This window comes from Peribacillus sp. NPDC096447 (assembly GCF_044762725.1).
Classification (GTDB): Bacteria; Bacillota; Bacilli; order Bacillales; family DSM-1321; genus Peribacillus.
In genome coordinates this window covers 534,969-558,265 of the sequence record NZ_JBIWEV010000002.1, presented here as the reverse complement: position 1 = coordinate 558,265, position 23,297 = coordinate 534,969, and the positions used below count along the sequence as shown (strand labels likewise).

Here is a 23,297-nt window from a genome sequence, read left to right as displayed (position 1 = left end):
TACAAGGAGGAACAACTGTGCTTTTTATTGATAATAAGGGAATTACAGATCCAAGAATTAACCTGGCCATCGAAGAATATGCGCTTAAACATTTAAATATAGATGAAACCTATCTTCTATTTTACATTAATCGTCCTTCAATCATCATAGGAAGGAATCAAAATACGATTGAAGAGATCAATTCCGATTATGTAGATGGAAATGGCATTACAGTTGTTCGCCGCCTTTCCGGGGGTGGAGCGGTTTATCATGACCTAGGGAATCTCAATTTCAGTTTCATTACGAGAGATGATGGGGATAGTTTCCATAACTTCAAGAAATTCACCCAGCCTGTCGTGGAAACGCTCGAGAAACTAGGAATACATGCTGAATTGAGCGGTCGTAACGATATTCTGGCTGAAGGAAAGAAGATTTCGGGAAACGCGATGTTCTCAACGAAGGGCAGGATGTTCAGTCATGGGACATTGCTGTTTCAATCAGAAATGGATCACATTGTATCCGCTTTAAAAGTGAAAAAAGATAAAATCGAGTCCAAAGGGATTAAATCGATAAGAAGCCGTGTCGGTAATATTGCCGATTTCCTAAAAGAACCGATGTCTGTTGAAGAATTCCGTTCATTCCTTCTGCAAAATATTTTCAAAGATAGCGGAAAGGTTACAGAGTATGTTTTAACCGAGACGGATTGGGAGAAAATTCACGAAATCTCGGAAGAAAGATATCAAAACTGGGAGTGGAATTACGGAAAATCACCTAAATTCAACTTGCAAAACTCACATAGATTCCCTGTGGGATCTGTTGATATCCGCCTTGAAGTGAACAGGGGAATCATTGAAAATTGTAAAATCTACGGCGATTTCTTCGGGGTCGGGGAGGTTGCGGATATTGAACAAAAGCTTACTGGAATACGCTATGAAAAGGAAGCAATCAGCAAGGTACTAGATGAGATTGATGTTCGTCATTATTTTGGCAATGTAACGAAAGAAGAAATATTGGCTTTAATATATTAAGCCTGAAAAGCCGTCCCGACTTAATAGGACGGCTTTTGTTCCTGATAATGACAGTAATTGCTTGAATATGGATAAAATTGTTGCTGTGATCGCATTCTTTTAATATAATAAAAATGTATTTAGTTCACCATAAAAATGAATGACTATTCATTCATGCTATTTGCAGGGGAGGGAGAAAGATGAATTTATCTGAACAGCTTCATCAAATGGCTTTAAAAAAGGCGGATAAGCCAGCATATTACTTTATGGATCAATCCACTTCATATGGGGAATTGGATAAAGCCGTTACGAAATTCGCAGACGAATTACATAGGCTTGGTGTTTCAAAAGGTGATAACATTGCGCTGCTATTAGGAAACTCTCCACATTTCATCATTTCGTTGTATGGAGCTATGCGGGCAGGGGCGACCGTAATTCCCGTCAATCCAATTTACACACCTGACGAGATTGGTTATATCCTGAATAATGGCGATGTAAAGGTTGTTGTGGCATTAGATAAGCTTTTACCCTTACTTGAGAAAATGAACCCGATCCTCTCAAGCGTTGAACAATATGTGATTTGTGAAACGGAGCCTGATAATGGGGATATTAGCAAATTTAACATCTACCCAAAAATGAAATCGTTTACAAAAATGATCGAATCGGGGGATGAAGGCTTTGAAGGTCCAGAACTGGATCCTGAAGATACGGCAATCATACTCTATACTTCGGGAACAACGGGGAAACCAAAGGGGGCCATGCTCACACATACCAATATCTACTCCAATGCACATGATATTGGTGAATATTTAAGAATCACGGAAAGTGACCGGGTCATTACGACATTGCCAATGTTCCATGTTTTCAGTTTAACGGTAGTTGTGAATGCCCCATTGATAAGCGGAGGTACGCTTTTAATTGTCCCGCAATTCAGTCCAAAGGAAATATTCAGGCAAATCAAAAAATATGATGCAACCGTTTTTGCTGGAGTGCCTACGATGTATAACTTTCTTTTCCAATATCCAGATGTGAAAGAAGATGCTTTAAAGTCGTTACGCATATGCATATCGGGCGGATCCGCCATGCCAGTGTCCTTGCTTGAATCATTCGAGCGGAAATTCAATGTCAGGGTTTCAGAAGGATATGGCCTATCCGAAGCTTCTCCTGTTACCTGCTTCAATCCTTTGGATCGTCCAAGGAAGGCGGGATCCATCGGAACCTCCATCCTTAGGGTGGAAAACAAAGTGGTCAATGAGCTTGGAGAAGAAGTGCCGATCAATGGGGTAGGGGAATTGATTGTCAGAGGTCCGAATGTAATGAAGGGGTATTATAAAATGCCTGAAGAATCAGCCGCTGTCTTGAAAAATGGCTGGTTATATACAGGCGATTTAGCCAGGATGGATGATGAAGGCTATTTTTTCATTGTAGATCGTAAAAAGGAGCTTATTATCGTCGGTGGCTATAATGTCTATCCACGTGAAGTGGAGGAGGTTCTGTATGCCCACCCTGAAGTAGTTGAGGCGGCAGCCATAGGCGTTCCCGATCCCAATCAGGGGGAAGTGGTTAAATGCTTTGTGGTAAAGAAAAACAATGCATTGACCGAGGAAGAACTGCATTCCTATTGCATGGAACACTTGGCCAAATATAAGGTACCGGCAAAAATTGAGTTTTTGGATGAACTTCCAAAAAACGCGACAGGTAAAATTTTACGCCGCTCCTTGAAAAACCATGTACTGCAAAACTGAATTTCATTGATCATAAGGAGATCATTGCCTATAACCGGCAATGGTCCTTTTTTGTACAACCAAAGTGTATCAGGCTGCATAAAATATATCGGAGAAACTTAAAACCTTGATTCTTGTTTCGAAAAGAGTTATGATAGTCATTAAAAATTTCCACATAATTGTAAGGAGGGGTTAGATGAGAGATGTAAAGCTTTTGGATATTTTTACACATCCCATTGCTCAAAAATACTTGAACCGTTCAGGTCTGGCACATGCGATTGCGGTAGCATACCATGCGTTTCACTTAGCAAACGAATATAATGTCGACCCTGATATTGCTGCTAAAGCTGGACTTTTGCATGATATGGGTCATTTCACCTGGTATCGCAATGGTAAATGGGATTATGATCTGTATAAACAAAATGATATTCACCCCATCAAAGGTGCAGAACGAGCACATAAACTGTTAATCCGCTTGGGAGAAAACCCGATAAAGGCAAAGACCATTTCCCTCGCCATTTTATTTCACACCGATTCGTTCTTACCTTCAAATGATATTATTCGTACACCGCTTCAGCAAGTCGTCAAATGGGCCGACGAAAAAGATGAAGAAGAAGGTGGAAAACACCATTATCGCAAAATTGATTTTCCACGGGCAAAGGAGAGCATCATGAAACTTGATACGCTCATAGATGAGGAACAAAGAAAAAGGCTATCATCCTGAAGGCAAACGGGGTGATAGCCTTTTTACTGTCAGGAGGAGCACATTTATTTAAAGTATTTTTACAGTTTAAATTTGTTATCAGGTGAATTAATGATGTAAAATATAGACCATTAGAACTATTTATCGGCGGGAAATTATAAAAACTATCGGATTAATAACAAATAATGAAAAAGAACAGGTGAAGTTATGAAGTCGATTAAGCTAATGATATATGGTGGTCAGGGAGGACTTGAGGGAATCATTGAAAAAGAAGCTGACATTAAGGTCATAGGGATAACTGGAAATGAAATGGACCTTCTTGATTCTGATTATAGACCATCAGTCATGCCGGATGCCATTCTTATTGATGCCCGGTCATCAGGGAGGTATGGACAGGAAGTCATGCCAATTCTAAAGGAAAAACACCCATTTACTCCTTTCGTCATTTTTACTGCCTATTCAGAAGATCATTATCTTATCGAAGCGATATGCCATGGTGCAGCAGGTTATGTGTTACAGGGTTGTGGAATGAAACAAGTGCTGTCGGCAATCCGTCAATGTGCCAATGGACAGATAGTCTATCCTGCCTCAATAAAATCAATATTAATGAAGAAGCTGCAGCAGGATGTTGAAAGATCACCAGTAACTTTGGATAAGGCAATCGAAAAATTGGGGGCCTTTTCCAAACGCGAGTATGAACTGCTTATCCTGCTAACCCAAGGGGAAACGAATCAGCAAATTTCAAAAAAAATTTTTCTATCCATCGGCACGGTAAAAAACTATATAAGCCGGATTTACAGAAAACTGAATGTTAATAATCGACCGGAGCTTATGGCACTATTGTATAGCTTTCAAAATAGCGGGATGAAGGGATGACTACTCATGCCCGTCCCCCCGTAAATCGCTACACGGATTCTTTATCGGATTCACATTCCAAAGCAATTAGGTAGCGGCAGAGAGACAAAATCGTTTAACCTCCCAGCCCTCCATTTATTAACGCCTCTGCGTTGCATCATTCCGCCTCCTCGTATGTCAATGATCCTGTCACCGGCGTAAAGGTGTATTCTGTGAAATTTCAAGGTGGATAAAAAAGAATAAAGAATCAAGAAAATGATGGAGATTGAAAGGAATAAATAATATAGAAGGGAAATGCGGTTCTAACCTGTCCATTTTGGATTAAACTATTAAGAGGGAGATTCGTTTAAGGAGGGGCATCATGGTCAGAAAATGGGCTGGCAGAGCGATTCTATTATATATCCTTTATGCAGCAGCGATGTATTGGTATATTTTTTATGGAGCTGATACCTCCATTCCCGAAGCTTTGCGTGGAACTGCAGCAGATCCTGCAACATTCCTGAATGCAAGGGAACTAAAGCTTAGCGAAGAATATTCAGGATTGCGGAATTTCATTTTTTTCGTATCCACGCCATATGAATGGCTGCTGTATTTCTTCATTTTACTATTTGGTTTATCAAAAGCATTTGAAAAGTCGTCAATGGCAGTCTCGAGGTGGAAAGCGATCAGAACGGGCATTTACTTATTCTGGCTTTCCGTTATTTCTTACCTGGCACTGTTTCCAATCAGTTTCATTGGATATCGAATGAGCAAAAGTTACCATATAAGTACACAAAGTTTCACCTCGTGGATGAAGGATGGAGTCATCGAATTCTGGGTGAATTTTGGGATGATGTTCATCATCGTTTCCGTTTTATATTGGTTAATGAAGAAAAGTGTGAAGAAGTGGTGGCTCTATGCCTGGATGTTGTCCATTCCATTTACCTTGTTCCTGATGTTTGTTCAGCCTGTAGTGATTGATCCGCTGTACAATGAATTCTATCCGCTCAAAAATAAAGAGCTGGAAACGGAAATATTGGCACTTGCCTCACAGGCTGAAATTCCGGCTGAACACGTGTATGAAGTAAATATGGCGGAAAAGACAAATGCTTTGAATGCATACGTGACCGGCATAGGTTCCAACTCAAGAATAGTTCTTTGGGATACGACCCTGAACAAACTGAAGGAAGATGAAATCCTTTTTATCATGGCACATGAAATGGCTCATTATGTGGAAAAGCACATTTATATAGGGATTGCAGGTTATTTAGGACTGACTTTAATCGGTTTGTGGCTGACATCGAAAATCATGCATTTTATCATTAGACGCTGGGGCCACCTGTTAAAGGTTCGTTCGGTTGACAGCATATCATCTCTTCCATTATTTCTCTTAATAACGTCTGTGCTGCTCTTTGCTTCGAGTCCGCTGTCCAATTATGTTTCCAGATATCAAGAAACAAGGGCTGACCGATATGCCATTGAAATGACCGGGGATAAAGAATCAGCAATCACGACTTTCCAGGAACTCACGAGGTCGGGTTTGAGTCAGGTCAACCCGCCATTCCTGGTTAAATGGCTGCGGTATTCCCATCCAACCATGCTCGAACGGATTTCAACGGTTGAAAATGCAGATACAAAGGGTGATTGAAAGCCAGCTGAAAACCAGCTGGCTTTTTTTCTTCGGAAAATGGAAGTTTGTAGTTGTTTTCAGAAAAAACTATTATTTTTAAAAATCTTAGGTTCTCTACTATAATAAATTAAATTCCCAGTTCGTTTTAAGGAGATCGGATATGTATAATGTACTTTTCATCACTATAGGCTCAGTGCTTGTGGCAGTGGCCTACAACTTATTTTTGATACCACATTTAATTTTAAGCAGCGGACTTAGTGGGCTTGCGATCATGTTCGGAATCATCACCCCAGTCAACACAGGGATATTGAATTTTCTGATGAACCTGCCATTGCTGATTCTTGGATACCTGAAATTAGGGAGACGCTTTATCACCTATACGATATTATCAGTTGTCTTGATTTCCGTCAGTTTATATCTCATTCCAGTTCACGGAATTTCCACTGAACCGATTTTGTCTTCTTTATTTGGCGGAATCATATCGGGAATCGGTATAGGCATCGTCTTTCGCGCTTCGGGGTCTTCGGGCGGCTTTGACATCATTGCCATGCTATTGGCTAAGAAGAGCGACTTTCCGCTTGGTACATTGCTTTCGGTGATGAATGCAGTTGTGGTGGTTATCTCAGGCTTCATCTTCGGTTGGGATGCCGCATTATATACGCTGATTTCCATTTATGCAGCAGGAAAGGTAATCGATACGATCCATTCCAATCACATTAAATTAACATTGATGATCGTGACCAAAAAGAGTGACGAAATGAAAACGAAGCTTCTGACCAACCTATATCGCGGTATTACAGTCATGGATGGTGAAGGTGCATATTCAGGCGAAAAGAGTAAAGTAATGATGACAGTCATTACACGTTATCAGTTAACCGATGTAAAAAGGATGATAAAAGAAGTTGATCCGAATGCTTTTGTCAATATAACCGAAACATCCGAGGTCATGGGGATGTTTCATAAAGAGTGATGATAATCAGAAAAGCCTCCCAACATTATGGGAGGCTTTTTTGATCATTAGGCTGTTTTTAAATCATGCATTTTAATTTCCAAACTGTTTTAGTAAAACGTTCATTTCAGAACTTAGTTTTAAGAATAAAGGTTTGTTTTTCTTATCCAAGGCTTCATCGATCTGTTTTGCAAGGATATTCTTTTTGGTAGTAAGGACGGCTTCCTGAATAATCATATCAATTAACATTTCCTGAACCACGGCATCGTTTTTCATTTCGCTCATTGATAAGGACTTCACTGACTCTGAATAAGATTTTTCATTTTTCAAAGTTACCACCCCTGACCCTTTTTATTATTATATGGATTTGAGCGGATAAAATCAACTGAAAATTTAAAAAATTTAAATATTAATAGAGAATGTGTCGTTTAGATGAAGAAAAAGCCAATAAATAAAAGAAGTTTTAATTTTTTGTGAACTTACTTTTTATGTTCAAGGGTTGTGCTATTATAGTGAGTAATTTAACAAACATTTACTATCTCCATTCACTTTTCTTCGGCAATGGGGAAAGGAAGGGTACAAGCAATCAAGGGAATAAGCTTTGGTAAAGTAAAAGCGGTGTTTAGCAATGAGGAAGAGGTGGATTAAAAATGAAGGAAAACAATCAGGGAATCATAGAGGAATATGAAATCACGCCACATACATTAATGGTTTCGCCAATCAATTACGGCAGTAAAATATATGCCCGTATCGTTGAAATGGAGGACGAGTTCATATCCCCGTTTAAACCTTTGGAAATAATAAAGAAAAGCTGTGAGTTCTTCGGATCAAGTTATGAAGGGCGCAAGCAAGGCACAAAACAGCTTATAAACATCACACATAAAGCGCCTATTGCGATCGATCCGACCAGTTCGATTTTCTTCTTTCCCACTACATCTCCGTTGCGTCCTCAATGCATCTGGTTATCACATGAGCATGTGGTATCCTATGATCGCCTGGATTCCAAACATACTACTATCACATTCAGGAATAGACAATCCATCGATATAGCAGTATCATGCAGTTCTTTCGAAAACCAGCTGCACCGAACTTCTTTTTTAAAAACGAAATTGATCCAGAGGATTGAGGAAACAAAGAGGAAATCATTCTATCTGTTCAGCGAAGCAAATGGGGTCAAGGCTTCAGAGGTAATGTCAAAGTATATACCGCGTTAGACATTCAAAATTAAAGCAAGCCCTTCTTTTTAAAGAAGGGCTCAGGAATCAATCTTCAAATAATTCATCCATTAGATCGTCAATTTCTTTTCTTAACTTCTCAGTGCCCTCTTTGGAAATGGTGATGGTATCACCATCGATAATCAGCATATCTCCTACTTTTGCTCCCTTGGGGAGAGCGCTTTTAGGAAAATCCTTCATGTCACCACCATCGATTTCAACGACAGCGATCTTTCCTTCGAAGCGGTCAATAATTCCTTGTACCATTTATTTCACCGTCTTTACAGTAATTTTCTGACCTGTAGAAGTAAAAATAATGTTACCTGATTTATCTGTGCGATAAGTTTTGGCCTTCACTGAATTCAACCGTTTTATAACAGTGGAAGTAGGATGCCCATAGCCATTTTTTCCTACACTGATTACAGCGTATTTCGGTTTTGTTTTGTTAATGAATGCTGAACTAGTTGATGTTTTTGCACCATGATGGCCGACTTTAAGTACATCAACACTTGGTAATAGTTTTTTAGCCAGCATATCTGTCTCTGATTTTTCTTCAGCATCACCTGTGAACAAGAATGTTTTTTTGTCGTGTTTAAGTAAAAGGACTGCACTCCAATTATTTAAGTCAGACTTGGCATATTCTTTAACAGGTGCAATGAATTTAAGGGAATTATCCTTAGCTTTAGTGTTGATTTCCACGCCAGTCTGCGCTTTTTTTATTGTAAGCTTCTTCTGCTTAACAGCCGTTAAAAAGTCTTTATATGCCTGGGTAGTATGAGAAACTTTAGGGGCATACACAGATTTTACATTAAGCGATTTAATCACATAAGCCAGACCGCCCACATGATCCGCATCTGGGTGAGTGGATACTAATGCATTAAGTGTTTTCACCTTTTGTTTTTTTAGGTAGGCTACAACTTCGTCGCCCTTTCCTTTACCGCCGCCATCAATTAAAACGTTTTCGTTACCGGTTTGAATAAGGATGGCATCCCCTTGTACAACATTGATGAAATGTACCTTCACATTTGAGGCTGCCTCAGTTGTTTTAAGTCCAGTGAATAAAGACAAAACAAGAACAGCAACCAGTAGAATATTTATTTTCTTCATTTTTCCCCTCCAAATAATAATTTACCATGTGTAATTCGAAAAATGGGGATTTGGACATGATTTTCTTTGTGATAAAAAAAGGAAGCGGGCGTCAGAATCCGTGGTTAGGTAAAATGATCCTGGGTATTTATGATGGATTGTCGCTGGTGAAGAAGGGGAATGTACCTGAGTTTTTAATATGGAGAAGATGATATTCTACAGGCGGATAATGGAATGATTCTTTCATACGATCATTCATATCAATGTTTGCTTTAGCAAAAGCCACAACCAAAAGCCCTTCTCATATGAGAAGGGCTTTTAGAATTAATCTTCAAATAACTCATCCATTAAAACTTAAATTTCTTTTTTTATGTTTCAGAGCCTTCTTTGAAAAACATCGATATACAAACATTTCCTCTTTTGCTTCCTTAGGATAGAGCATTTTTACAGTAATTTTCTAATTTGTAGAAGTTAGCTGCACACAGTTTAAGTATAGGTATCATAAAATGTATAGTTACTGGAAATGTGTGAAGCCTTCTTCTCTCAAATGGTTCAGAAATAGAGGGGAGAGAATGCTGAATTTCAAATCACTTCTAAAATGAAACTACCTATTAAAGTGATAAAAAAACATGCTCTCCCAATAAAAAGAGCCTTTTGGGGGACCTTTAATTGCTTCTCAAGGTAATATATATATCCAAAAATGAAAGACGTTCCTAATGTAATCTACTTCAAAACCTAGAATTGTATAGTTATATACCGGTATACTTCTAATATAACCAATAACGAATACTCCTATTGCAATATATCCAAGTATAGAATTTATTATAAGGCTACTCTTTTTCATAATTTCGTCCATATTTATTTGGACTGCACTTCATAGCACCCGTATATCATTATTTAAAGCGACATGCCGTAAATCAATATAAGGGTATAAAGATTTATATGTATTTTCTGTCTCTATGTAACCCTTATTATCTCTTTCCGCTAACTCTTCGGGAGTTATGTACTTTCCGTCTTCTTTTTTATGTGTTTCTTCTGGATAATTTATAAAAGTTTTCAAAATGAAAATTGGTGCAATATACTGTGTTTAGACAAAATACTTTCTGCTATTTCAATTAGACTAATAGATTGTACACCATATATTAGTAAAATGTTGCTATGACTGGATATAATTAAATACGTTTAGCAATTTATCAAGAAGCATTTACAGAGTGTAGTTCAATCAGAAAACAAATTCACTCGATGGAATATCATTTGCTGATAAAGTTTTAAATAAAAGACATTATAAGCTTATTCTTAACCGAAACATTCCGTTACGATAATTCCTATATTGACTGATTAAGCTTAACCTTCTCATATAAGATATTGGATGATCTAAGGCTCCAAACATCCACATTCACGGACACAAACATTTACGGAGGTTGCCTGTACCCGCTAATTCCTTGATCGGTGGTTTTTTTCAAAAAAATAATAACATAACAAGTCTTCGGTTTTGTTGCGAAGGCGGGGGTTGAAATAATTATGATGTTCCTCGTATCCTTTATATAAAAAACAATACATCGTGAAGGATTCATCGCGTTTGATTTCACTAACCTTAATATTCTCCTTGCGCAAATAGCGCCGTACCTCGGCAAGTTCGTCTTGAACCACTTTTAAAATATGTTCGACTAGCTCCGAATAGGGCCTTTTTAATTTAAACGGACTAATTTCGATGACCTTGAGATCCCGGTTTAAGACTGTAATAACCATAGGGAGGTAGATGGCTTTTTCAATCATATTTCGGTCACCTTCTGGAATGCGGGTCATCATGACCGCCCCTTTCTAAAATAGCGCGTTTTTAATAATAGTATGTATATTCTACAAAATAAGAACGTGTGTTCCGTTTTTTATCCTAATGTATTTTCAGTGTATATGCAAGCAGTTTTGATAAATCAAGAAATATTCGTTAACAAGATTATGTTTTCCGGAGATAGGGAAAGTATGAAGATATATGGATAATAATTCTTGCAATTTCAGGGGAAAGTGATATATCTAAAATAAACAGTTTTTAATAAGTTTATGCTGCAATGATGGCAGCATGTCGAGGGAGATAATTATGGATTTGGATACTATACGTGAGTGGTTTACACTTGATCATATATCGGCACTTATTCAGCAATATCGCTCATTCGGTCCAATTCCTGGGATCTTGCTGCCGATGCTGGAAGCTTTTTTGCCTTTTTTGCCCTTAGTGGTGTTCGTGCTTGCTAATGCAACGGCTTTTGGTCTCTGGTGGGGATTTTTATTTTCTTGGATTGGTGCGGTAGCGGGGTCTTTTTTGATCTTTTGGATTATTAGAAGATATGGTCAAATGAGGTTTTTCCGATTTTTGCAAAAACATAAGCAGGTGCAGAGGTTGATGGTTTGGGTTGAGAGCCATGGATTCGGTCCTTTGTTCATATTACTCTGCTTCCCTTTTACACCTTCGGCTATCGTTAATATCGTGGCAGGACTTTCAAAAGTCAGTACCCTGCAATATGGACTTGCAGTAGTGGGTGGGAAAGCGGTGATGATTTTTACGATCAGCTTCGTAGGTTACGATTTAGTATCCTTAATTCATAAACCTGTGCGAACGATCATTATCGGAATCGTCATCTTTATCCTATGGTATGTGGGGAAAAGACTGGAAGTCAGGTTAAATAAAAGCATGAAGAGAGAAGAAGGACAATAAATTAATATATAAATGCAGTAGGGGTTGAACTAGATGGAAAAAACAAATAAGAATTCTTTATCCGATTGGATAAAACCAGCGATGATAGCTTTTGTTATTTACATCTTAATCCGTACATTTCTCTTTTCAAGCTATGATGTTGAAGGGAAGTCGATGCAGCCGACCCTTGAAGATGGAAATAAACTTGTCGTGAATAAAATCAATTACCAGATTCATGATATCAACCGTTTTGACATTATTGTTTTTCATGCGAATTCACAAGAAGATTATGTTAAGCGGGTTATAGGGATTGCAGGTGACCGAATTCGTTATAAAGATGATCGGCTTTACGTAAATGGTGAGAAAGTGGATGAGCCTTATCTTGAGAAATTCAAGGAAGGTTTCCCGGAACAGGATTTTACGGGTGATTTTACATTAAAAGAATTGACGGACATGACCAAAGTTCCGGAGGGCAAGCTTTTTGTCATGGGTGATAACCGTCTTGAAAGTGCTGACAGCCGTCATTTTGGTTATATACCGGTTGAAAATGTTGTCGGTAAAGTGGATGTTCGATATTGGCCGGTCAATGATTTCAATTTTAAATTTACAGGTGAATGATTGTGGAAGCCCCAAAATTATGCGGGCTTTTTCTTTTGGGGGAAAACGCGAACGTACGATTGGTGTTTTTTTAAGGGAAACGGTAAAATAATAGAAAGTAAATCTAATTGGAAACAGAAACCTAGTCATAAAGACGAAAGTATTTCTGGTATGATGGGTCTAGATATTATGTTGTAAGGGGGAAAAAGAGATGTCACTCCGTTTTTTACTGGGAAGATCGGGTGCAGGGAAAACTTCGAATATATTGGACGAAATTCGCTCCAAATTGGCAGAAGATCCCGAAGGAAATCCAATTATCTACCTCGTTCCTGATCAGATGACGTTTCTATCTGAATATAAATTAATTAAAACACCAGGCCTTGCCGGAATGATCCGGACACAGGTTTTCAGTTTTAGCAGGCTTGCATGGCGCGTCCTTCAGGAAACCGGGGGGATGAGCCGGCTGCATTTGGACAGTGTCGGCGTCAATATGTTGATACGGAAGATCATGGATGATAAAAAGGAAGAGTTAAAGATGTTTCGTCGATCTGCTGATAAGCAGGGGTTCATTGCACAGATGGAGCTAATGCTGGCTGAGTTCAAGCAGTATTGCATCCAACCTGATGACATTCAAAACTATTTGGCAGAAACCTCACAGACCGGCAGCGGCATTCAGGATAAACTGCATGATCTTGAATTGGTCTATCAGGCTTTTGAGGATGAAATGGTTAACAAATATTTAGATTCCGAAGACTATTTCACTTTGCTGATCGAGAAAATGCCAGAGTCTTCATATATAAGGAATGCGGATATATACATCGATGGTTTTTATAGCTTGACTCCACAGGAATTATTGATTGTGGAAGAAATGATGAAGCTGTGCAGGAGTGTAACGGTCTCACTGACGTTAGATCAGCCCTACAGGCAATATGCCCCGGATGATTTGCAGCTGTTCAGGCAAACCGGAAATCTTTATCATCACATTTATCAAGCTGGATTGAGGAATGGCATACCGATTTCAGAAGATCGAATCTTAAAAGGGACGGAAAGGTTTGGAAAGAGTCCGGGTCTGAATCATCTGGAAACTTATTTTGCCATTCGTCCTGCACAAACGTTTGAGCAGTCACCTGATGTAACGATCGCACAGGCAGTTAACCGCAGAGCTGAGATTGAAGGAGTTGCCCGGGACATCTTGTCGCTGGTCAGACAAAAACAGCACCGTTTCCGTGATATTGCGATTTTAGTCCGTAATGGGGAAGCATACTCAGATATTTTACAAACCGTTTTTCGGGATTATCAAATTCCCTTGTTCGTCGATTCCAAACGGACGATGCTGAATCATCCTCTGATTGAACTGATTCGTTCCACTTTGGAGATCATCAATGGTTATTGGCGTTATGAGCCGGTATTTCGTGCAATCAAGACGGAGCTTCTATTTCCGCTGCAAAAAAACCACGATAGGATGCGCGAACAGGTAGATAAGCTGGAGAACTATGTGCTGGCCCGCGGCATTAAAGGAAGCAGGTGGACGTCCAAAGATCGTTGGACCTACAGGCGCTTCCGCGGCCTGGAACTCGAGGACCGGAACCAAACGGATAAGGAAATGAAGCTTGAGCAAGAGTTGAATGAGATGAAGCAATTATTTACCGAGCCCATCTTGAAGCTCTCAAAACGTGTTAAAAAGGCTGCTAATGGCAGGGAATTGTGTGAAGCACTTTATCTATATCTTGAAGAATTGCATGTACCGGAAAAATTGGAAAAGCTGAAACTAGAGGCAGAAGAAGCAGGTGATTTGGTATCGGCAAGAGAGCATGAGCAAACTTGGAATGCGGTCGTCGACCTATTGGACCAATTCGTTGAACTGCTGAGCGGGGAAGAGCTCTCCATGAAACAGTTTGCGGTAATCATTGAAGCTGGTCTGGAATCTCTTGAATTTTCTTTGGTACCGCCGGCAATTGACCAAGTATTAGTCGCTAATCTAGATTTATCCCGCCTGGATGATGTGAAGACAGCTTTTGTTATCGGCCTGAACGAAGGGGTTCTGCCAGGAAAAGCTGTATCTGACGGGATATTTTCAGATAGTGATCGTGATGTGCTGCTGGCTGGTGGACTTGATGTTGCCCCAAGTTCAAAAGTGCGCCTGCTGGATGAGGAGTTTACAGCGTACAAAGCATTCACTACGCCTGCTGAGGCCCTTTATCTATCATATCCGCTTGCCGATGAGGAAGGAAAGGCACTTTTACCCTCATCCTATTTAAAACGGGTAAGGGACGTATTGCCTAACGTTTCCGAAGTGTATTATATGAACGATCCGTCCGATCTGCCTGCTGAGGAACAGGTGAAATATGCTGCGAATCATGATGTGGCCCTATCGTACCTGGCTGCCCAATTGCAGCTGAAAAAAAGGAACTATCCAATCCATTCACTATGGTGGGATGTATATAATGCCATTATTGATGATGAAATGGCCGGTCCTTCAGCAACTAAGGTTTTATCGAGCCTTTTTTATCAAAATAGGACAAAGAAATTATCTGAGGAAACAAGTAAGCAATTATACGGTGAAAGCATTCTTACAAGTGTATCCAGGATGGAAATGTTCAATAGCTGCCCGTTTTCCCATTATGCCGCTCATGGCTTGAAATTGAGGGAACGGCAAATTTTCCGTTTGGATGCACCGGATATAGGCGAAATGTTCCATGGAGCGTTGAAAATGATTTCCGATTACTTGAAGGAACATGATATTCCTTGGTCTACATTGACTTCGGAACAATGCTTGGAGCTGGCCAGAATTGCCGTGGAGAGACTTGCTCCTAAACTCCAAAATCAAATTTTGTTAAGTACGAATCGCCATCACTATTTACGCAGGAAACTGGAACATGTGATTGGACGGGCCTCGATCGTATTAAGTGAACATGCAAAGGTGAGCGGTTTTGCTCCAATCGGATTAGAACTCGGATTCGGAAAAAATGGCGAGCTGCCGCCACTTACTTTCACATTGAAAAACGGTACGAAGATGGAATTGATCGGGCGGATCGACCGCGTGGATAAAGCGGAAGAAGATGAGGGTGTCTATTTGCGTGTGCTCGATTATAAGTCGAGTGAAAAGGAACTGAACATGAGTGAAGTATATTATGGACTCGCGCTGCAGATGTTGACATACCTTGATATCGTCGTCACCCATTCCAAGTCGCTTATTGGAAAAGAAGCGATCCCTGCCGGGGTTTTATATTTTCATGTGCATAATCCCGTTGTCAAATCAAAGGGAATGCTCAGCTTGGATAGAATTGAAGAAGAAATTTATAAAAGTTTTAAAATGAATGGACTTGTACTGGATCATTCAAATGTCATTCAAATGATGGATACCTCACTTGATATTGAAAATCCTGGTAAGTCGGATATCATTCCAGCTGGGTTTAAAAAGGACGGATCGCTCCTTGCGGCTTCCAAAGTTGCCAGCAGGGAAGAGTTTTCGCTTCTGAATCATCATGTGCGCCGTATTTATCAGGAGGCTGGTGATCGAATGGTCGATGGTGATGTGGATATAACGCCATACAAATTAAAGGAAAAAACGCCGTGTACCTTCTGTTCCTTTAAATCTGTTTGCCAATTCGACCAGTCACTGGAGGAGAACCAATTCAGGAATTTGGCACAGAAAAAACAAAATGACGTTCTTGAGCTATTAAGGGGGGAGGGGGAGAGCGATGAGTAAAACGAAAATTCCTGCTCTGCCAGGAGACGTGACTTGGACGGAAGATCAATGGAAGGCGATATGGGCTAAAGATCAGGACATTCTGGTTGCGGCCGCAGCAGGCTCAGGGAAAACAGCGGTGCTGGTCAACCGGATCATTCAAAAAGTCATTTCAGAAGAAGATCCAATCGATGTTGATGAACTGCTCGTCGTTACATTCACCAATGCCTCGGCTGCCGAGATGCGTCATCGGATAAGTGAGGCATTAGAAAAAGCGATCAATGATAATCCGCATTCACAGCATTTGCGTAAGCAGTTGAGCTTGATTAATCGTGCTTCAATTTCCACACTTCATTCCTTTTGTTTAGAGGTGATCAGGAAGTATTATTATCTGACGGATATCGACCCGGGCTTCCGGATTGCAGATTCTACGGAGATCCAGCTGCTTCGTGATGAAGTGATGGAAGAGCTTTTCGAGGAGCAGTATGGGCAAAGTGATAATGAAGAGTTCTTTAATTTGGTTGATGCTTTCACTAGCGATCGAAACGATGATGCACTTCAGAATATCGTTCGATCGCTGCATGATTTTTCGCAATCGAATCCAGACCCGGACCGATGGCTTGGTGGTGCCGCCAGCATGTATGAGCTGGCAGATGATGATGGGATTGATGATCTTTCGTTTATCGATTCATTGAAGTTCGATATTGGTTTACAATTGGACACCTCCAGAGATTTATTGGAACGCTCGCTTGCGTTGACAAAAATCCCTGGGGGGCCGGCACCAAGGGCTGAAAACTATATAGCCGATCTTGCCATGGTTGCTAAACTTTCGGAGGTGAAGGACCAATCCTGGAATGCTCTTTATGAAGAAATCCAAAACGTGAAATTTGGGACGGCAAAACGCCTTTCTGGTGCGGAGTTCATCAAAGAAATTACGGATGAGGCTACCAAGTACCGGGATAAGGCGAAGAAGATCATCAAATCGTTACAGGAAGAGTTATTTTCCCGTAAACCGGAAAGCTACTTGAGGGATATAAGGGAGCTCAAGGGATATGTCGATACACTTGTAATGCTTGTTAAACGGTTTGACGAAAGATTTTTTGCTGCAAAAGCAGAAAAGAACTTGGTGGATTTCGCCGATTTGGAACATTATTGTCTTCAAATTTTGACAGGGGAAACGGTGGATGGTGAACGAAAACCTTCAGCGGCAGCCATTGAATACAGGAACCAGTTCAAAGAGGTGCTAGTGGATGAGTATCAGGATACTAACCTGGTTCAGGAATCCATTTTAAAACTTGTGACGGCTGACGGCGAATATGACGGGAATCTTTTCATGGTAGGCGATGTCAAGCAGTCCATTTATCGGTTCAGGCTTGCGGAACCGAATCTCTTCCTTGGAAAATACACACGTTTTACCCATGATGGTGTTGATTCCGGACTGAAAATTGATTTAAACCGCAATTTCCGGAGCCGGAAGGAAGTTCTCGATGGGACCAATTTCTTGTTTCAACAGTTGATGGGCATTACTGTCGGTGAGATTGATTATGATGAAGATGCCCAATTGAAAAAAGGCGCCCCATATCCCGAAGACGATCCAAACCCGATCGAACTCCATTTAATTGACGGAACAGCCGATCCGGAAGCTCATTCGGAAATGGAAGGATCGGATGGCGGGTTTGAGGCCGAGGAGCTTGAAAAAGCGCAGCTCGAAGCAAGGCAGATGGCAAAGCTCATTAAAAAGGCTATAAGCGAAAAGCATCGGATATATGATACGAAAACCAAAAAGTACCGATCTGCCACCTATCGGGACATGGTCATTCTTCTTCGTTCGATGCCATGGGCACCGCAAATCATGGAGGAATTTAAAAAACAAGGGATTCCAGTCTATGCCAATTTATCGACAGGGTATTTTGAAGCGACCGAAGTGGCCATCATGATTTCCTTATTGAAGGTGATTGATAATCCGCAACAGGATATCCCATTGGCATCCGTTCTCCGTTCACCCATCGTCGGACTGGATGAAGAAGAGATGTCACAGGTGCGTTTATTCCATACAGGGAGCTACTACGAAGCGCTAGCTGATTTTTACAGAAAAAGTGACCCGGAAGAACATCCGGGGCTTTATGAAAAGGCTACTGCTTTTTATAAAAAACTAGTGAAGTGGAGGAAGCTTGCCAGGCAGGAGGCATTATCAGATTTGATCTGGCTGCTATACCGCGAAACACAGTTTTATGATTTTGCAGGTGGGATGCCGGGCGGCAAACAGCGTCAGGCCAATTTAAGAGCGCTGTATGACAGGGCAAGGCAATATGAAGCGAGTTCTTTCCGCGGTCTGTTCCGTTTCTTGCGTTTCATAGAAAGGATGCAAGAACGTGGAGATGATTTAGGGGCAGCTCGTGCTTTAGGGGAACAGGAAGATGTAGTCCGGCTGATGACGATTCACTCGTCAAAGGGGCTTGAGTTCCCGATCGTGTTCATTGCCGGTCTTTCCAAGCAATTCAATATGATGGATTTACGCAAGCCTTATTTACTGGATAAGGATTATGGCTTTGCGGCAAAGTATGTGAATTCCGAATTACGGATAACTTATCCATCCCTCCCTCAATTGGCTTTTAAGAAAAAAAAGCAGCTTGAATTAATTGCCGAGGAGATGCGTGTCCTCTACGTGGCTCTAACGAGGGCTAAGGAAAAGCTTTATTTGATTGCCAGTATCAATGATGCAGAAAAAACGCAGCAGAACTGGGAAAGTAATGCGGCACATGGAGATTGGCTATTGAAGGACTATGTACGGGCAGGTGCAAAAAGTTATCTTGATTGGATTGGTCCATCCCTTGTCCGGCATCGGGATTCTCTTGGGGCTGCAGGTCTTGGCTTGGAAATGGAGTCGCACCCATCGAATTGGTCCATTTCCGTCATTCCAAGTGAAGAGCTTGCTGTTCTGGATGAGGAAGAGGCACTGGTTCAAGAGCAAATGCTTGAACATGTCCAGAAATCGGAGAAGGTCGGTATCGTTTCCGAGTTTTATGGTGATATCAAGGAACAGCTCGAGTGGGAGTACCCCGAGCATGAGGCGACGGTGTATCGTTCCAAGCAATCCGTTTCTGAACTAAAACGTCAATATGAACTCAAGGACGAGCAAAGCTCCACAGAGCTGTTGCGTAAATTTAAGCGGCCTATTACGAAGCGGCCGACTTTCATGCAAGAAAAGTCACTGACTCCTGCTGAAAGGGGTACGATTACACATTTAGTCATGCAGCATATTGATCTATCTAAAGAGATTACCATTCAGTCGATTCAGGAACTGATGGTTGACTTGATTCAACGTGAGCTGTTGACGGAGGAACAGAAAGAAGCTGTGGACCCTGAGACGATCGTCGATTTCTTTGATAGTGAAATCGGGCAAAGAATGCAGAAGGCCGTGAATATTCGCCGTGAAGTGCCATTTACGATGTCGCTGCCTGCAAAGGAAGCTTACAGCGATTGGGCAGCTGGAGATGAAGAGATCCTAATCCAAGGTGTAATTGATTGTATCTTTGAGGATGAACAAGGCCTTGTGCTTCTCGATTATAAAACGGATACAATCACCGGCCGTTTTGCCAGCGGGTATGAAGGAGCTAAAGAGATTCTTGCCGATCGATACCGGATGCAGCTTCAGCTTTATACGCGGGCTGTTGAAGGGATAATGAATAAGAAGGTAACCGGCCGTTACTTGTTTTTCTTTGACGGCTCGCATTTATTGGAAGTATAAAAGAGAAGGAGTGTCCCATTGATGTGGGTCGCTTCTTTTTGGTTCAATAAACAGAATAGTTTGAAAAGATATAAATGCTTACTATATACTAGTGGAGAAAAATACCTTTTTAAAGGAGTAGAGAAGAGTATGACGAGTGAGATCAAGAGCAAGGGATACTTTGGTGAGTTCGGCGGAAGCTTTGTCCCGGGTGAACTTCAGGAAGTAATGGATATTTTAGAAACGGAATTCCTGAAATATAAGGATGACCCGGAATTCATTGAGGAGTTTCAATATTATCTGAAAGAATATGTCGGACGCGAAAACCCGTTAACACTTGCAAAGAATTTAACGAAAAAGGTTGGCGGGGCTAAAATATACTTGAAGCGTGAAGACCTGAATCATACAGGTGCTCACAAAATTAATAATGCGATCGGCCAAATCCTGCTCGCTAAACGGATGGGTTCTAAACGAATCATCGCAGAAACTGGCGCTGGACAGCATGGTGTGGCGACTGCGACTGCATGTGCGATGTTTGGCATGGAGTGTGTGATTTATATGGGCAAGCTGGATACGGAGAGGCAGGCATTGAATGTCTTTCGGATGGAATTGCTGGGGGCAAAAGTCGTAGCGGTCGAAAAGGGACAGGGTCGATTGAAGGATGCAGTTGATGAGGCTTTGAATGATTTGGTGCAAAACTATGAAAATACTTTTTACTTGCTTGGTTCAGCAGTGGGACCACACCCATATCCAACGATCGTTAAACATTTCCAATCAATCATAAGTGAAGAATCAAAGCGCCAGATCCTTGAAAAGGAAGGAAAACTGCCAACTGCCATCATTGCTTGTGCAGGAGGGGGAAGTAATGCGATCGGTGCTTTTGCTCATTATATTGATGAAGACAATGTCCGTTTAATTGGTGTAGAGCCAATTGAAGCCCCAAGTATTTCGCAAGGTGTCCCTGCAGTATTACACGGATTCAAAAGTTTGACGTTAGTGGACGAACAAGGAGAACCAAAACCGACATTCTCCATAGCCGCCGGTTTGGATTACCCGAGCGTGGGACCCGAGCATAGTTTTTTGAAAGAAAGCGGACGAGCGGAGTATGTGACGGTAAGAGGGGAAGAAGCACTTGAGGCTTTTCAGGTATTATCCAAAACAGAGGGGATCATTCCGGCTCTCGAAAGCTCGCATGCTCTGGCTCACGCCATGAAGCTCGCAAAAGAGTTAACAAGAGATGATATACTGATCGTTAATTTATCAGGCAGGGGAGGCAAAGATGTCGAGCAAGTATTTAACATGTTAGAAAAATAGGCCGAATTTAAAAGCCTCCCTGGAAATGGAGGCTTTTTCTTTGACTAATTATTCCCCGTAATGGGCTGGTCGACCCCATTGACATCAAGGACATTGCTACCGTTCAGGCCATTAGCCGTGAAGGTGATTGCAGCTGTGTTCCCTGATCCGGATCCGTAAACGGATTTGGAGGAAGACTTAGGGGAAATGACGGCGCAATCACCGAATAACAGGTTTCCTTGCGCAACATTAAATACTTGAACTGGGCCGATAATGGCGGGCATATGAACCCCTCCTTTAAAAGTTTAAGTGTTGTTGGTTGAATCCTCGATTGGCGTTTCTTCGGTTTTTTTAGGAACCTCCCGAATATGTTTAACTCTTGATTCCATACGCGCATGGCCTACGTTCCCCACACCCACCACAGATGAGGATGATATCCCGATTATATTGATATTGCCGACCCGTATGAAGGGATTCGGATTTGAAAAACTCGATATTACGGGTTCATTCAATCTCGGGATATAAAGTGGTTTCTTAAAAATGTCATAGTCATTGAAATGAATATCGACTGAAGCAAAAGTTTCACTTTTCTTCTGAACGGCTATAGCCAGGGCATTTCCATCTATATATGAAGTATCCCCGATTTGCAGGGCGGAGCTGAATGATACCGTGTCGGATACTATAGATTTTACTTTTGATATTCTAGAAAACATGTTATTTATCCTTCTGGAGAAAGCGGCACGAATGGCCCGATGATCAGGGATTCCGGCGGGGTATCGAATGCAGAAGAAAGTTGGACCGTTTGGACATCCCCAATTAGAAATAAAGCAGAGCTTGCTACACCGGTAATTTTAATATCACCTACACAAAGCTGGTGATTGATTACATTAAACTCCATTTGGATTTCCTCCTGTCTCGGCTTGTGAATGGGTAATGAATTGGAATAATGCAGTTTGAATATCGGATTTTACCTTCTCCCTGATCTTCTCCTTGACATTATCCCGTTGCTGCGGTGCACGTTCCGCATAAGAGAGATTATCGAAATACATATTGATACGTTGATGAAGCTGGCGTTCGACGTCCTGTTTAATGAAGTCATGATAAGAGGGTTCCAATGATATTTTCAGCTGGGTTTCCGCATCGTTGATCATATTTTCCAAGTCTGAAAGTATATCATTGTGAATTTCCTGGACGACGATTTCCCTGCCTGGAAATAGGTTTGGTGCAGGTTGAACGGGTTGGTTGTTGACGGCAAATTCATCAATGTTGTTAAGGTCATTGGGATTTAAACCGATATTCAATGTTCCATCTAAAGATTCGACCTTTAACTGATCGAATTTATATTCAATTTTATCTACATGGATTGGCGGTTTATTTTTCAGCTCAGCAAGTTCATCTGTCAGGCGTTTGAGTTCGTGTTCAAGTTTCATGATCCGCTTATCCTGGGCTTCAAGGAAACGCTGCATTTGTATGGAATACGAATATAAATCCTGATTCACGATTCAACACCTCACCTTCATAAAAAGATAAATTCATATATGACAGTATATGAAAAAGTTGGATATAGGTGAATGCCTAAGAAGGTGTAAATGGGACGGAACTGGTTAATGGGACTACTTCGATTTCAGGAGCAGGCTCAGTGAATCCACCGGTATTGGCTAATGTGGAATATGGTTTAATCACCCCGGCACTTCCTATTTGAAAAACGGATGAATTGGAGATGCTTTCAATTTTTATCATATTGATTTGTATGGTCTGGTGAATATTGAAGATCATACTGACTCCTTTCTTAAAAACATTAGAGATTTAAGACCAGTGGCTGATCAACACCATCTGTATCATTTGTATTTGTGGTGCTATAGGCATTATAAAGGGATATGGATTCACCCGTATTAAACGAGCCAGCACCTGCAAACGTTTTTGAAGTGGCATATGGACTAATTTTAAAGACGTCACCAATATGGACAATTCCACTGCTACCGACGTTGATGACTTGAACGATTCCTACGATGGCCGGCAAGAAAATCACCCTTTTTTTATTCTGGTTTTCCCCTTGAATTTCAGGCCATGAGCCTATCACTGAAGGGAAGTTTCAATGTATTGTATGTTGACTCATGATTGATGTGATTCATCTGCCTATCAATATATTGTTATATAACAATTGTAGATATTATTGA

Annotated in this window: 22 protein-coding genes; 12 read left to right on the top strand and 10 right to left on the bottom strand. The window is 40.9% G+C overall.

Annotation, left to right across the window (positions count from 1 at the left end; translation table 11 throughout):
* Positions 1-17: 17 nt before the first annotated feature.
* The 6 genes from lplA to ACIQZD_RS09580 all read left to right on the top strand — a co-directional run bounded on the left by lplA (position 18) and on the right by ACIQZD_RS09580 (position 6,847).
* Complete coding sequence (lplA, locus tag ACIQZD_RS09605) at positions 18-1,007, top strand: lipoate--protein ligase (RefSeq protein ID WP_402901223.1); 990 nt, start codon at positions 18-20, stop codon at positions 1,005-1,007.
* A gap of 179 nt (positions 1,008-1,186) precedes the next feature.
* Entirely contained in the window at positions 1,187-2,731 is a 1,545-nt protein-coding gene (locus ACIQZD_RS09600) for a fatty acid--CoA ligase family protein (protein WP_402901219.1), read from the top strand.
* Positions 2,732-2,906: 175 nt separating this feature from the next.
* Complete coding sequence (locus ACIQZD_RS09595) at positions 2,907-3,434, top strand: HD domain-containing protein (RefSeq protein ID WP_034314654.1); 528 nt, start codon at positions 2,907-2,909, stop codon at positions 3,432-3,434.
* A gap of 186 nt (positions 3,435-3,620) precedes the next feature.
* Complete coding sequence (locus ACIQZD_RS09590) at positions 3,621-4,289, top strand: LuxR C-terminal-related transcriptional regulator (RefSeq protein WP_402901214.1); 669 nt, start codon at positions 3,621-3,623, stop codon at positions 4,287-4,289.
* A 340-nt stretch (positions 4,290-4,629) separates the two neighbouring features.
* Positions 4,630-5,895, top strand: coding sequence for a M48 family metallopeptidase (locus ACIQZD_RS09585; protein ID WP_402901211.1), 1,266 nt, complete (start codon positions 4,630-4,632; stop codon positions 5,893-5,895).
* Positions 5,896-6,037: 142 nt separating this feature from the next.
* On the top strand, positions 6,038-6,847 hold the full coding sequence (locus ACIQZD_RS09580) for a YitT family protein (RefSeq protein ID WP_402901208.1): 810 nt from the start codon (positions 6,038-6,040) through the stop codon (positions 6,845-6,847).
* A gap of 72 nt (positions 6,848-6,919) precedes the next feature.
* On the opposite strand, the gene ACIQZD_RS09575 is transcribed toward ACIQZD_RS09580, so the two are convergent.
* A complete protein-coding gene (locus ACIQZD_RS09575) occupies positions 6,920-7,156 on the bottom strand; it encodes an IDEAL domain-containing protein (RefSeq protein ID WP_137017118.1) in 237 nt (78 codons plus the stop codon).
* 320 nt (positions 7,157-7,476) lie between these two features.
* Here ACIQZD_RS09575 and ACIQZD_RS09570 point away from each other — a divergent pair, with 320 nt between their 5' ends.
* A complete protein-coding gene (locus ACIQZD_RS09570; protein WP_402901204.1) occupies positions 7,477-8,040 on the top strand; it encodes a competence protein ComK in 564 nt (187 codons plus the stop codon).
* A gap of 48 nt (positions 8,041-8,088) precedes the next feature.
* Here the strand turns inward: ACIQZD_RS09570 and ACIQZD_RS09565 are convergent, their stop codons facing one another.
* The 3 genes from ACIQZD_RS09565 to ACIQZD_RS09555 form a co-directional block, all read right to left on the bottom strand.
* The gene (locus ACIQZD_RS09565) at positions 8,089-8,307 is read right to left on the bottom strand and encodes a DUF3006 domain-containing protein (protein ID WP_057275817.1); all 219 of its coding nucleotides are present in this window, start codon (positions 8,305-8,307) and stop codon (positions 8,089-8,091) included.
* Positions 8,308-9,147 (bottom strand): ComEC/Rec2 family competence protein, encoded by an 840-nt coding sequence (locus ACIQZD_RS09560; protein WP_402901201.1) that lies wholly within the window; start codon positions 9,145-9,147, stop codon positions 8,308-8,310.
* 1,413 nt (positions 9,148-10,560) lie between these two features.
* Positions 10,561-10,932: a YhjD family protein gene (locus ACIQZD_RS09555; protein WP_137017127.1), complete on the bottom strand. Its 372-nt coding sequence runs from the start codon at positions 10,930-10,932 to the stop codon at positions 10,561-10,563.
* 289 nt (positions 10,933-11,221) lie between these two features.
* On the opposite strand from ACIQZD_RS09555, the gene ACIQZD_RS09550 reads away from it, so the two are divergent.
* The 5 genes from ACIQZD_RS09550 (at position 11,222) to trpB (ending at position 21,141) form a co-directional block, all read left to right on the top strand.
* Positions 11,222-11,836, top strand: coding sequence for a TVP38/TMEM64 family protein (locus ACIQZD_RS09550; RefSeq protein WP_048680052.1), 615 nt, complete (start codon positions 11,222-11,224; stop codon positions 11,834-11,836).
* 33 nt (positions 11,837-11,869) lie between these two features.
* The gene (gene lepB, locus ACIQZD_RS09545; protein WP_402901197.1) at positions 11,870-12,433 is read left to right on the top strand and encodes a signal peptidase I; all 564 of its coding nucleotides are present in this window, start codon (positions 11,870-11,872) and stop codon (positions 12,431-12,433) included.
* Positions 12,434-12,623: 190 nt separating this feature from the next.
* Entirely contained in the window at positions 12,624-16,121 is a 3,498-nt protein-coding gene (gene addB, locus ACIQZD_RS09540; RefSeq protein ID WP_402901194.1) for a helicase-exonuclease AddAB subunit AddB, read from the top strand.
* Positions 16,114-19,848, top strand: coding sequence for a helicase-exonuclease AddAB subunit AddA (gene addA, locus ACIQZD_RS09535; RefSeq protein WP_402901191.1), 3,735 nt, complete (start codon positions 16,114-16,116; stop codon positions 19,846-19,848). Before addB ends, addA begins: the two co-directional genes overlap by 8 nt.
* Positions 19,849-19,977: 129 nt before the next feature.
* Positions 19,978-21,141 carry a tryptophan synthase subunit beta gene (trpB, locus tag ACIQZD_RS09530; protein ID WP_402901188.1) on the top strand — a complete coding sequence of 388 codons (1,164 nt, stop codon included), beginning with the start codon at positions 19,978-19,980 and terminating at the stop codon, positions 21,139-21,141.
* A 44-nt stretch (positions 21,142-21,185) separates the two neighbouring features.
* Here the strand turns inward: trpB and ACIQZD_RS09525 are convergent, their stop codons facing one another.
* The 6 genes from ACIQZD_RS09525 to ACIQZD_RS09500 all read right to left on the bottom strand — a co-directional run bounded on the left by ACIQZD_RS09525 (position 21,186) and on the right by ACIQZD_RS09500 (position 23,140).
* A complete protein-coding gene (locus tag ACIQZD_RS09525) occupies positions 21,186-21,404 on the bottom strand; it encodes a spore germination protein (protein ID WP_095392665.1) in 219 nt (72 codons plus the stop codon).
* A gap of 21 nt (positions 21,405-21,425) precedes the next feature.
* Positions 21,426-21,833, bottom strand: a complete 408-nt coding sequence (locus ACIQZD_RS09520; protein WP_402901185.1) for a spore germination protein GerPE — start codon at positions 21,831-21,833, stop codon at positions 21,426-21,428.
* 5 nt (positions 21,834-21,838) lie between these two features.
* Entirely contained in the window at positions 21,839-22,018 is a 180-nt protein-coding gene (locus ACIQZD_RS09515; RefSeq protein ID WP_268564337.1) for a spore gernimation protein GerPD, read from the bottom strand.
* Positions 22,008-22,619 (bottom strand): spore germination protein GerPC, encoded by a 612-nt coding sequence (gene gerPC, locus ACIQZD_RS09510; RefSeq protein ID WP_268564338.1) that lies wholly within the window; start codon positions 22,617-22,619, stop codon positions 22,008-22,010. The genes ACIQZD_RS09515 and gerPC overlap by 11 nt, the downstream gene beginning before the upstream one ends.
* Positions 22,620-22,695: 76 nt before the next feature.
* On the bottom strand, positions 22,696-22,896 hold the full coding sequence (locus ACIQZD_RS09505) for a spore germination protein GerPB (RefSeq protein WP_402901180.1): 201 nt from the start codon (positions 22,894-22,896) through the stop codon (positions 22,696-22,698).
* A gap of 22 nt (positions 22,897-22,918) precedes the next feature.
* Positions 22,919-23,140, bottom strand: coding sequence for a spore germination protein (locus tag ACIQZD_RS09500; protein ID WP_268564340.1), 222 nt, complete (start codon positions 23,138-23,140; stop codon positions 22,919-22,921).
* Positions 23,141-23,297: the final 157 nt, after the last annotated feature.

What these genes read in the sequence shown, in the direction of transcription:
- ACIQZD_RS09600 (WP_402901219.1), top strand. Translation starts at nt 1,187, where the DNA reads ATGAATTTATCTGAACAGCTTCATCAAATGGCTTTAAAAAAGGCGGAT.
- ACIQZD_RS09595 (WP_034314654.1), top strand. Translation starts at nt 2,907, where the DNA reads ATGAGAGATGTAAAGCTTTTGGATATTTTTACACATCCCATTGCTCAA.
- ACIQZD_RS09590 (WP_402901214.1), top strand. Translation starts at nt 3,621, where the DNA reads ATGAAGTCGATTAAGCTAATGATATATGGTGGTCAGGGAGGACTTGAG.
- ACIQZD_RS09585 (WP_402901211.1), top strand. Translation starts at nt 4,630, where the DNA reads ATGGTCAGAAAATGGGCTGGCAGAGCGATTCTATTATATATCCTTTAT.
- ACIQZD_RS09580 (WP_402901208.1), top strand. Translation starts at nt 6,038, where the DNA reads ATGTATAATGTACTTTTCATCACTATAGGCTCAGTGCTTGTGGCAGTG.
- ACIQZD_RS09570 (WP_402901204.1), top strand. Translation starts at nt 7,477, where the DNA reads ATGAAGGAAAACAATCAGGGAATCATAGAGGAATATGAAATCACGCCA.
- ACIQZD_RS09565 (WP_057275817.1), bottom strand. Translation starts at nt 8,307, where the DNA reads ATGGTACAAGGAATTATTGACCGCTTCGAAGGAAAGATCGCTGTCGTT.
- ACIQZD_RS09560 (WP_402901201.1), bottom strand. Translation starts at nt 9,147, where the DNA reads ATGAAGAAAATAAATATTCTACTGGTTGCTGTTCTTGTTTTGTCTTTA.
- ACIQZD_RS09555 (WP_137017127.1), bottom strand. Translation starts at nt 10,932, where the DNA reads ATGACCCGCATTCCAGAAGGTGACCGAAATATGATTGAAAAAGCCATC.
- ACIQZD_RS09550 (WP_048680052.1), top strand. Translation starts at nt 11,222, where the DNA reads ATGGATTTGGATACTATACGTGAGTGGTTTACACTTGATCATATATCG.
- lepB (WP_402901197.1), top strand. Translation starts at nt 11,870, where the DNA reads ATGGAAAAAACAAATAAGAATTCTTTATCCGATTGGATAAAACCAGCG.
- addB (WP_402901194.1), top strand. Translation starts at nt 12,624, where the DNA reads ATGTCACTCCGTTTTTTACTGGGAAGATCGGGTGCAGGGAAAACTTCG.
- addA (WP_402901191.1), top strand. Translation starts at nt 16,114, where the DNA reads ATGAGTAAAACGAAAATTCCTGCTCTGCCAGGAGACGTGACTTGGACG.
- trpB (WP_402901188.1), top strand. Translation starts at nt 19,978, where the DNA reads ATGACGAGTGAGATCAAGAGCAAGGGATACTTTGGTGAGTTCGGCGGA.
- ACIQZD_RS09525 (WP_095392665.1), bottom strand. Translation starts at nt 21,404, where the DNA reads ATGCCCGCCATTATCGGCCCAGTTCAAGTATTTAATGTTGCGCAAGGA.
- ACIQZD_RS09520 (WP_402901185.1), bottom strand. Translation starts at nt 21,833, where the DNA reads ATGTTTTCTAGAATATCAAAAGTAAAATCTATAGTATCCGACACGGTA.
- ACIQZD_RS09515 (WP_268564337.1), bottom strand. Translation starts at nt 22,018, where the DNA reads ATGGAGTTTAATGTAATCAATCACCAGCTTTGTGTAGGTGATATTAAA.
- ACIQZD_RS09505 (WP_402901180.1), bottom strand. Translation starts at nt 22,896, where the DNA reads ATGATCTTCAATATTCACCAGACCATACAAATCAATATGATAAAAATT.